The organism is Pirellulales bacterium (assembly GCA_035939775.1).
Classification (GTDB): Bacteria; Planctomycetota; Planctomycetia; order Pirellulales; family DATAWG01; genus DASZFO01.
Genome location: DASZFO010000314.1, coordinates 50,965 through 61,712, shown reverse-complemented (window position 1 = coordinate 61,712; position 10,748 = coordinate 50,965). Strand labels below are relative to the sequence as shown.

General features: G+C 61.8%; 5 protein-coding genes. 3 read left to right on the top strand and 2 right to left on the bottom strand.

Going from position 1 to position 10,748, the window contains the following annotated elements; genetic code table 11:
- Nucleotides 1-636 (bottom strand): IMP dehydrogenase (locus VGY55_20050; protein ID HEV2972278.1); only part of this gene is annotated, 636 nt, incomplete at its 3' end.
- A 270-nt stretch (nt 637-906) separates the two neighbouring features.
- On the opposite strand from VGY55_20050, the gene VGY55_20045 reads away from it, so the two are divergent.
- The 3 genes from VGY55_20045 to VGY55_20035 all read left to right on the top strand — a co-directional run bounded on the left by VGY55_20045 (nt 907) and on the right by VGY55_20035 (nt 9,534).
- Entirely contained in the window at nt 907-1,776 is an 870-nt protein-coding gene (locus VGY55_20045; protein ID HEV2972277.1) for a hypothetical protein, read from the top strand.
- 88 nt (nt 1,777-1,864) lie between these two features.
- A complete protein-coding gene (locus tag VGY55_20040) occupies nt 1,865-4,453 on the top strand; it encodes a hypothetical protein (GenBank protein ID HEV2972276.1) in 2,589 nt (862 codons plus the stop codon).
- 269 nt (nt 4,454-4,722) lie between these two features.
- Nucleotides 4,723-9,534: a dockerin type I domain-containing protein gene (locus VGY55_20035; protein ID HEV2972275.1), complete on the top strand. Its 4,812-nt coding sequence runs from the start codon at nt 4,723-4,725 to the stop codon at nt 9,532-9,534.
- On the opposite strand, the gene VGY55_20030 is transcribed toward VGY55_20035, so the two are convergent.
- A complete protein-coding gene (locus VGY55_20030) occupies nt 9,520-10,707 on the bottom strand; it encodes an SAM-dependent methyltransferase (protein HEV2972274.1) in 1,188 nt (395 codons plus the stop codon). The two genes, VGY55_20035 and VGY55_20030, sit on opposite strands and share 15 nt — an antisense overlap.
- Nucleotides 10,708-10,748: the final 41 nt, after the last annotated feature.

Here is a 10,748-nt window from a genome sequence, read left to right as displayed (position 1 = left end):
ATTGGGAAACCGCTTCAACATGTCGATATCTTTGATCGTTATAAGGCCCGTCAGTGTGTAATCTTCGTCAACCAGTAGAAGTTTCTCGACCTTATTTGCCATCAAAATCTTTTCAGCTTCCTCAAGCGTTACAGTCCCCGTGGCGGTGACCAGCTTGTCGCGAGTCATCACTTCGGAGACTTTCATGTCGCTCGCTTCGAGGAACCGCAGATCGCGGCGCGTGATGATGCCGGCCAGCCGCCGTTTTGCAATAGTGATTGGCACGCCGGAGACGTTGTATTGCTGCATCACTTCGCGGGCGCGGCCGACGGTGGCGTCTGGCGGCAGAGTGACGGGGTCGAAGATGATCCCGTTGGCGCTTCGCTTCACCTTATCGACCTCCTCGGTTTGGCGGTCGATCGTCATGTTCTTGTGAATGACGCCGAGCCCTCCTTCTTGCGCTAGCGCAATCGCCATCTCGCTCTCCGTGACCGTATCCATCGGCGAACTGAGAATGGGGATGTTGAGCCGGATACGCGCCGTGAGCAGGCTGGAAACATTCACTTCCGCCGGCACGACCGCGGAGTAGCGCGGCTCGAGCAGGACGTCGTCGAACGTGATCGCATGGGAAATGACTTTTGGCGATGCATCGGGCATTGCGAGAACCCTCGGGGACTGTCCCCTTTTGTGAAGTCTTCGGAGCAAAAGGGGACTGTCCCCATTGCCGAGGCGGAGACTCGTAATCAAGATCGAAGTTAATCCCGAATTATGTCGCTTGCGCCGCGCTTTGGCAACGAGCGAAAGAGGTGCGAGCGGGACCAGGTGGAATTCAATTGTCAGCCGCTTGACATTAGCGCCGCGCGTCGCACAAGATGTTTGCTGCGCGGCGATTGTTTGGCGTAGTCGTTCACCGGAGGGATGTGAGTCATGGGAAAAGTGCAAGAGATCGACCAAGAATTGGCCACCGGGCTGAAGCAGGCCAAGGGCAAGCGGATGTACTTCGCCGTCGTGCTCAAAGGAGCCAGCGACGGCGCGCTGATCGTTTCCAAGCAGAAGGTGCCGCCCAAGGACATCGCCGAAGCCAAGAAGGAAAGCGGCGGATCGACGGTCATAAAAGGCGCCTGCTTCGTCGAGGACGGCAAGTACATCTTCGAAGTCGCCAAGGAGCCGCCCGCCACGCTCCCCAACGCGATCAAGTTGATCGCCAAACGCGATGCGGGAATGACCATCAATCCCGAATGCCGCGTGGGCACCGACCCGGACCTTCAGGAAGAAGGGGACACGGGCGCTTCGCCCGTGGCAACGTCCACGGCGCCTAAAGCGCCTCCTCCGCCCCCGCCGCCGGGAGTTTCCCAAACGGCAAAGCCGACTCCGCAAACCGCTCCCAAGGACCTGGCTCAAGACGCGAAGAAATATGCCGAGGCGCTCAGAACTTGGGAACAGGCCAGCGCCGCGGCGCTCGACGCCACCGATAAGCTGATCTCCGCGCTCGAGGCGACCGGTGACGAATTGGCTCAGGCGATCGCATCCGTCATTGAAAAGATGCGGGCCGATTTTCCCGACACGCTCGACGACGCGCTCACCAACCTGGCGAAGGCCGCCGAGGCCGGCAACTCGGGCGATACCGAGCAATATCGCAACAAATCGGAAATTGCCATCAAGGCGGCGCTCGCGTTCTTGAACAATAACGCTCAGACGATCGACGGCTGCGAGCACAATCCGTTTGCCATCGGCGTGCCGTTCCGCGCCCCGCTGACCGAGGCGCTTAAGCAAGTGCTGATCAGCGTCAAGAAATAACGCTTCGCCGAGTAGCCGTAGGGCACGCTGTGCGTGCCGATACCGCCAAGCACGCACAGCGTGCCCTACCGAAAGCCAGGAGCATCGCATGTCCACCGTCGAAAAAAAACAGCCCGAAGTCCCAAAAGTCGAAACGAAGAAGATCGAGGACTGGAACGAGAAGTATTTCAAACTCGATCCCCGGATGGCCAAGAGGCTCAAGGACGAGAATAAGAAATACGCGGAGCGGAAGAACTCGGAGAAAAAGCCGAAGGGTCCCCCGCCGAAGCCCCCGTATTTGACCGAGCCCGGCTGGGACCAAGTGCTCGGCGACGTGAAGAAGCTCACGCCCGACAAACGCGGCGCCGGCTACGACGTTATTTCCAAGCGCACCGACACCGTGACGCTGCAAATCCGTGGCGACTCGAACCTCGACCCGCCCGGCAAGAAAAAGGAATTGGCCCTCTTGGCGCGCGTGCGGAAGAAGATCGCGGCGGAGAAATTCGAGCTGCAAGTCGGGGCGCGCAAAACGCAGCAGACGCAGAAGGCCGGGGCGTTTTCCCAGGCGAGCGACCGGCTGAGGACCGAGGATTTCCTCAATGGCATCGAAGCGCAGTTCTCCACCGACAAGGTCGATCGGATCGCCCAGGAAACGAAGGCGAACAAATCTGAATTCCAGGGGGTCGTCGATGCCATGCGCGCCGTCGAAGCCGCGCAGAAAGCCCTGCGCGGCGGCACGGGACCGTACACCGATTTCACGAAGTCGACGCTCGATTTGATCACCGTCGCGACGGCTTATCGCGATAGCCACAAGGATCCCAAGACCTCCGACGGCAAAGAGCGCGTGAAGCAAGCCGACGCCGCGATCAAAGCGGCCCAATCCGTGCAGCGGCTCGTCGAGGCCGAGAACAAGGAAATCCAAAAGCTCTGCGAGCAAGCCAAAGCCATGCCGGCCCAGGAAGCGAGCATTGGCATCGTGAAGGAACTCGAAAAGTTTCTCAAATTCCCCTACCTCGGTTCCGAGAATAAGACGCGAATCGACCGCACGATTATCGAATTGACCACCAAGATGCAAGGGGTCGTCGATGGACTGTTACTGCCCAAGGGACAGAATCCGCCTCCCGACGAAGTCGCCCAGGTGTTGCTCAGCATGCCGGGAAGCTGCAAGCCGCCGTCGTCCAAGGGGAATTCCGATTCGTTCTTCATCAACGGACCCGACGGCAAGCCGAAGTTTATCCTCAAGCCGGTGAACGGCGAGAGCCAATTTTCAGACGCCTGGCCCCCCGGAGGCGGCGCGCCCCGCGAGGCGCTGCTCAGCTCCGCGAGCGATCGGCTCTCGCAGGAATTAGGCCTCGATTTCGGAGTGCCGAAGACATCCGTGGCGCGCCTGGAGGACGATAGCTTCGCTCAGGGAACCAAGTCGAAAGACAAAGTCCGCGTCGGCTCGTTGCAAGAGGCGGTGAAGGTGGGCGACCCGCCGGACGCCAAGCAGTTCTTTAGTCCCCCGAAGAAGCCGGGCGAGAAGAAGCAAACCTATCTCACGACTGAGGAAGTGAAGGAGCGAATCGAGTCGATCAACGAAGAAGATGCCGAAAACATGGCGATCATGGATTTTCTCACGCTCAACGGCGACCGCCACACTGAGAATCTGCTGTTGCGCGATCCGCCTTCGACCCAGAAGGGTCAGACGCGGCTTTGCCCGATCGACGCCGGCCAATCCTTGCCGACGCCCGAGGCCTTCCGCCGCGGCTGCGCCTCGATGACGGCCACGGCGCCGTACGATCCCGAGAATCCTCAAATCGAAGACAGCCAGAGCTTCTTGATGCAATTGCCAATGGCCCAGAAAAAGTTCTCGCCCAAGCAACAGCAGGCCTTGGCCAAGCTCGATCCCGACAAGATCGCCGCCGACATGAAGGCCGACTATGAGAAATGCGTCTTGGAAGCGCCAGAAATGGCTGGAAAGGTCGACGACGAGAGCTTCGAATTGGTTCGCAAGTCGGGCCATTTCCTCAAGGCCGCGGCCCCGGAGCTGACGCCCTATCAGATTTCGCAGATCTACGCTTCCGGATTCAGCGACATCATGGCCGCCACCAACAAGGTCGAACTCGACAAAGCCATCAAGGCGGCCGTAGACAACATCAAGGAATACGACAAGCTGGGCGGCGACGCCGCCCTGCTCAAGCTGCGCGTGATGGCCAACAATCCGCCCCTCTCGATCCAAGAGAAGATCGACATTCTCCAAAGTGTCAAGGGACCGGATGATACTGCGACGGCCGCGGTGATTCACTTCAACACGCTTTTGAAGCAGCTTAACGGCATCGATCCCTATATCGTCGACTCCAACGCTGCCGACAAGAAAATGGCGGCTGATTTGAAGACAAAGCCGATCACTTCACAGGCCGAAATCAAGTTCGACACGTACAACGCCCTGACAAGTCTGCTGTCGTGGAAGGGGATGGGAGGCGACCCGATGCTCAAAGCCTGCCTCGCCGGAAATGACGCCGCTTACGCAAAGATGGCCGACACCCTGCTGGCCACCAAGTCCAGCTCGTTCACGCAAAACCAGGTCCGCGAATTCCTCCGCGTGGGCGGCTTCCCGAAGCTCAAAGAGCTGATGGGCACCGACTACGACCGGATCAAGGACAGCGATTTTGAGGTCCTCCGGAAAAAGCTGGACGAGCTGGTTGCACAAGAGTGAGCCGCCGAGCGATCATCGCAATTGACGCCCGCGCCGCTTTTGGTTAGGTTCAATTCAGCGGTTTTTCGGCCTTCTCGTCGCGGCTTGGCGGCATTTCAGGGGCGTCGCGCGAGCTGAAGACTTCGCTTCGGTTGACTTGGGATGCAATCCGCGAACGGGTTGTGCTGGCGCAGCATTCGCCCGCTTTGCCGGTGCCGGACTTCGCACTCTTCACAAGCTCTTCATTCGTAATGGCGTCGCCCGACCCTGGACACCATCCACCGTGTGATTTGCTCAAGCAAAACCTGCGCGGCCGCCGGCCGCGCAAGGCCGCGCCGCCGCGGCGACGCCGTTCCGCCTTTGAGCAGCTTGAATCGCGCCGCGTCTTAAGCGCGCCCGGCGCGCCGCTCGTGCACCCGACCTACGTCGTCCATCGCCATGACGGCAGCGCGACGCCGTTTTCCACGTCCGCCCCGACCGGCCTCACCCCCGCGCAGATTCGCCACGCTTATGGCTTCGATCTGATCGGCGACGGCGCCGGCCAAACGATCGCGATCATCGACGCCTACGATGATCCGACGATCGCCAGCGATCTGCACAATTTTGACGCCTACTGGACGGCCCACGGATACAATCTGCCCGATCCGCCCAGCTTCAGCAAAGTCGCCCAGGACGGCAGCACGAACTATCCAACGCCCGATCCCTCGAGTCCGGGAAACAACACTTGGGAAATCGAAACCGCCCTGGATGTCGAATGGTCGCATGCTCTGGCGCCGGGGGCCAATATCCTGCTGGTCGAGGCCAATAGCACATCCGACTCGGACTTGTTTTTGCATGCGGTCAACTATGCCCGCAGCGTGCCCGGCGTGGCCGTCGTCTCGATGAGCTTCGGCGGCGGTGAGACCTCCAGTGAGACCGCCGACGACAGCATCTTCACCACGCCCTCCGGCCACACGGGAGTGACCTTTCTGGCCTCAACGGGCGACAACGGCGCGCCGGCGGGTTACCCGGCGTACTCGCCAAATGTCGTGGCAGTCGGCGGAACAACGCTTTCGGTCGACGCCAACGGAAATCGCGTTCCCCAATCGGGCGACGGCGGAATCGGCGAAAGCGGCTGGAGCGGCAGCGGCGGCGGGGTGAGCACGGTCGAATCGCAGCCGGCGTATCAAAATGGCGTCGTGACGCAATTCAGCAGCACCATGCGCACAGCTCCCGACGTCTCGTTCGACGCCGATCCGAACAGCGGCGTGCCGCTTTTCGACTCCTGGGATTTCGGCACTTCATCCCCCTGGCTTCAAGTCGGCGGCACCAGCTTCTCCTCGCCGTCGTGGGCGGCGCTGATTGCCATCGCCGACCAGGCCCGTGTCTCGGCAAACATGACGGCGCTCGACGGAAAAACGCAAACTCTGCCGAAGCTGTATTCGATATCGGCTGCCGATTTCAACGACGTCATCCTCGGCAACAACGGTTTTGCCGCGGGCGCCGGCTACGATCTGGTCACTGGCCGCGGCACGCCCATCGCCCCGTCGATCGTGAGCGACCTGGTCGGCGCGTTTGCCGTCGCGTCCAGCACGCCCGCCAACGGCTCGACGGTCAGCACCGCGCCGACCGATTTCACCATCGCGCTTGCCAACGCTTACGATCCCAACAGCGTTCAGGCCAGCGACCTGGCCGTTAACGGAATTGCCGCGGATTCGTTCACGCTGACCAACTCCACGACGATCACATTTCATTACAATAGCAGCCCCGTCACGACGCAGGGACTGCAAACGATGTCGATCGCCGCCGGCGCAATCACCCGGCAAACGGACGGCTCCCCCGTGGCGGCCTTCAGCGCTTCGTTTCGCTACGACGTCGTGCGGATCGCCGTCACCTCGACGACGCCGGCCAATGGTTCGACCCTCACGCTGCCGCTCCCGGCGTTGACGCTGCATTTCAACGAGGCCTACGCGTCATCCAGCATCAGCGCGAGCAATCTGTCGCTCAGCCAAGGATCGGTCAGCGGCTTCACGCTCGTCGATTCGCAAACCGTCACGTATGGCTTGAGTGGGATCAATAGCGCCGGAACTTTGACGATCAACATGGCGGCCGGCGCCGTGACCGACGCGTTCGGGAATCCGGGAGCGGCTTATTCGGGCAGCCTGCTCTTGAACAAGGGCCCCGTCCCGTTCCCCACGCCGCTGGCTTCGGTCACCCCCGCCGGGTCGCTTATTTATCAGAATAGCACGTCCGGCTCGATCGCTTCCGGCACTACGGATACGTACACGCTTCCGATTGCCGCCGGGCAGGCGCTGACGATCCTCGTCACACCGTCCAGCGGCTTGCAGGCGCAGCTCAATCTGAGCGGAACGGGCGTCGCGACGTCGGCGACCTCGGCTTCCGCGGGCGGACCGGCCGTCTTGCAAACAGTCGCCATCGGCGCGACCAGCACGTACACCTTCACCGTCAACGGATTGAGCGGCACGACGGGAAGCTATTCGATTCAGGTTTATCTCAACGCCGCGCTCTCGACCGCGACGGTCGGCGGGGCAAGCAACCACTCGCTCGCAACCGCCCAGAATCTCGATCCGAGCTTTGTCGCATTGAATGGGACGGCGCAGCGCGGCGCCGCCCTGGGAACGCTCGCTGGTTCGATCGGTCCCGACGGTTTTGGGTACAGCGGTATCTCGATCGCGCCCCAGTTCGTGGACATCAGCGGCACTGGCACGGCGATCCTGGCGGGCACGGACGACGCCTTCGTGCATCTCAGAAACCTCAATGGATTTCAGTTCAAGCTCTATAACACCACCTACAGTTCGATCTACGTGAGCAGCAATGGGTTGCTCACTTTCGGCGGCGGCACCAGCAACTATCTCAACACGGACCTGACCACCGTCCCGAGCCAGGCAGCCATCGCCCCACTGTGGGACGACCTGATTTTTTTCAACAGTATTCCGCAATCGGCCGTTTATTGGCAGGTCCAAGGTTCAGGCAGCAGCCAACGGTTGATCGTTCAGTGGAACAACGCCAGCTTCTACGCCGGCAATTACACCGGCCAGGTGACCCTCGAGGCGATCCTGAACGCCAACGGCACGATGATCTTCAACTACAAGAACCTGACCAGCGGCGATGCAAATTCCGATGCGGCGAGCGCCACAGTCGGAATCAAGGATGCCGGCACGCAAGGGAGCAATCGTTTGTTGGTCTCGTATAACTCCTCCTCGAGCCCGTTTGTGGCCACGGGCAAGAGCCTGGAAATTGGAGTCGGCCTGGCCTCGAATGTAACCGATTACTACGCCTACTCGCTCGCCGCCGGGCAGACCACGACGCTCGCCGTCACCGCGCAAAAAGCCGCCAATGTCAGCGTCTCACTCCAGGATTCTCAGGGCAATACGCTGGCCACCGGCATCTCGCCGGGCAGCGGAAGCAACGTCAATTCGGCGATCGATAACTTCGTCGCGCCGGCGGCTGGCACCTACTACGCCGTCGTGACCGGCACGACCGGCGCGCCCTATAGCCTGGTTGTCAATCGCGACGCCGACTTCGACACCGAGGTCAACGGCAGCTTCGCGACCGCTCAGAACATCAGCGGCACGAAGGGGGTGCTGGGCGACATTCTCGCGGCCCCCGCCACGCCGACGGAGAATTGGTATTCGGTCAATCTGACGGCCGGCAATGAACTTTTGTTGCAGACCTTCACGCCGGGAAGCGCCAACAACCAATTCGTCAACAACCTCGCCCCGCAAATACAGCTTTATAGCCCGTCCGACGCGCTGATCGCTTCCGGTCAAGGAACCGGCAACCCATCGTTGAGCCAAGTCGCGGCGACGACGGGCGCTTACCGAATTCGGGTGCTTGGGAGCAACTCCACGAGCGGCGAGTATTTCCTCAGCACAGTGATCGACGTGGCTCCGCCCGACGTGCTGGGCGTTTATGTCAGCGGCGCCGATTGGAACTCGGGCTTTCTCAATTATTTGAACGCGAGCGGGCTGGGGACGGCGCAACTCGGCTATCGCCTGCTCGGCGGGTCGAATCAGTTGGCCCCTTTGCCTTGGTCGAATATTACGACGCTGTCCGTCGTGTTCAGCCAAGACGTAACCATCAACGCCGCGCAGTCCGGATTGGCGCTCGCGGGCTCGCCCGACTTGCCGGCGGCGCCGGCGCTCTCCGCGGCCACATTCAGCTACGACAGTTCGACCCACACCGCGCAATGGACTTTCGCCTCGCCCCTGCCGCTGGACAAGTACCTGCTGAGCATCCCGTCGGCCGCGGTGACCAACTCGGTCGGCACGGCGCTCGACGGCGAGTGGACCAACGAAACCGGCGCTTCGCCGGGAAGTCAGTTTCCTTCGGGCGACGGCGCGGCGGGGGGAGATTTCAACTTCCGCTTCAATCTGCTTCCTGGCGACGTGGACCAGAACGGCGCCGTGACCGGCGCCGACGGCAATGTCGTGCGCGGCCTCCTGTTGCAAACGACCGCCAGCACATCGTATTCCCCGCTCGCCGATCTCAATGGCGATGGCACGATCACTGGCCTCGATGGCGCGGTCGTGCGGGCCAATCTGCTGCAATCCCTACCGGCGACCGACCCGACACCGCCGAATCAGGGAGCTATGGCCCAAGGGGCAACTCAGGAGCCGGCGGTCGCAGGTCAGGCACCGGCAAATGGGAATTCGCCAAGCTTCGCTACGGCGAGCGCTCCGGCCACGACCGCGAACGGTGCTGGGTCAGCGTCTCACGGCACAGTTGCTCTTTCCGCCGCCGCGACGAGCGCCGCGTCAATGGTCAACACTGCGGCGACCAGCCATTCATTGCCGCTTCCGCTTTCTTTACCTTCCTTGCTGCCTGATGCCCGATCCCTGACCCCAGCTCTCGTTGCGGGAAATTCAGAGTCGGCAAGCGGAACACCACTCACTGGCGGCGTTCAGGATCAGGTGCAATTGCCGTCTCACGCAAACTCTGTCGCGGTGCTATCGCCGGCTGGCACGTTCAACGCCACAAAATCGACGCGTTCGGCAATCTCGCCGCCCACGGACGATCTTCAGGCGCAGTTGCACGACCTGGTCATCGAAGAATTCGCGCGCAGCCATTCCTCGTCGCTCTGGGATTTATTTTCTCCTTGAGCGGCCCTTCTGGGCGGAAACGCAGATCTCCTGGCGATTATGGTGCAACTGCCGCGCGGCGACGCGGCCGAAACCCCACGAGCGAATCCGCTCGCGATACGCCGGGATGTCCGCGGCGAGCGACCAATCGAGCAGCTTGAGCGTCAGCAGCATCCCCTGCACGTCCACGTCGGCGTGGGTCACGATCGCTTCGACGGTGTCGAGCGTGAAAGTCGGGGCGACGTTGATGTCGGCCATCAGCCAGCGGACCTTGCGAAATTCGCGCCGCCGCACGTCCGCCCCGCGCATTTTCCAATGCGCGAAAGCCGGGTGGGCGAGCACCCGCGGATCCATGTCGGCCGGATCGATGCCGATCACGTGGGCTCCGTGGCCGAGGAGCGCCTGGCTTGCGCCCCCGGGAGCGCTGCCGATCTCGGCGCACAGATCGCCCGCCGCGATCGGCAGCCCGGACCAGACCAGCGCCTCCTCCATTTTCAGCCAGGCCCGCGAGACGGCGTCCGGCGGCAATTCCGCCGAGAACAATCCTCCCTGCCAGCAGCTTGCCACGTTTCGCGCCACGTGAAAGCCGATCCACCACTCGTCCGGCTCGACCACCACGCAGTCGAGGACGAGATCGCCAGGGCGAGTCGGTTCGCCAGGCGCAAAGGCTTCGAGCGACGCTTCGCCGGTCAGACCCGCTTGTCGAATCGCGGCTTCCACGTCAGCGATGCTCGGGAACGGCTCGTGGATTTTTCCCCGATGGTCCGGGCCGACAAGATCGCGCCGCCAAACGTGCAACCGCCGAAACGGCCTCTGGCCGGCCAATTGCCACACGCTTGCCGCCCGCTCCTCGATTGTGCCGCTGCCGGCCTTGCCGAGCGAGAACCCGCTCGCGCGAGCGAACACCCCGGCAGCAAGGGGAGTCTCGGCATGGTCGCGCAAGTTCGCCGCGAGCAACGCCTCCGGCGACTTAGAGCCGATCCGAGAACCGCTTGCGGAGAGGGGGACAGTCCCCTTTTGTTCCGAAGACTTCACAAAAGGGGACAGTCCCCGGCTGCTTTCGGATAGGCTCTTGAAAGTCAAAAAGCCGGGGCGCGAGTAGGCGAACCGTAGCGCCGGCCAATCGCGGGCCACCTCAGCCTTGAGCGCCGGCTCCGCCCCGATCTGACAGGTCGCGAAGATGAAATCGGGCATGACGATGGAATCTCAAATCTGAGATTCCAAATTTTAAATGA

What these genes read in the sequence shown, in the direction of transcription:
- VGY55_20045 (HEV2972277.1), top strand. Translation starts at nt 907, where the DNA reads ATGGGAAAAGTGCAAGAGATCGACCAAGAATTGGCCACCGGGCTGAAG.
- VGY55_20040 (HEV2972276.1), top strand. Translation starts at nt 1,865, where the DNA reads ATGTCCACCGTCGAAAAAAAACAGCCCGAAGTCCCAAAAGTCGAAACG.
- VGY55_20030 (HEV2972274.1), bottom strand. Translation starts at nt 10,707, where the DNA reads ATGCCCGATTTCATCTTCGCGACCTGTCAGATCGGGGCGGAGCCGGCG.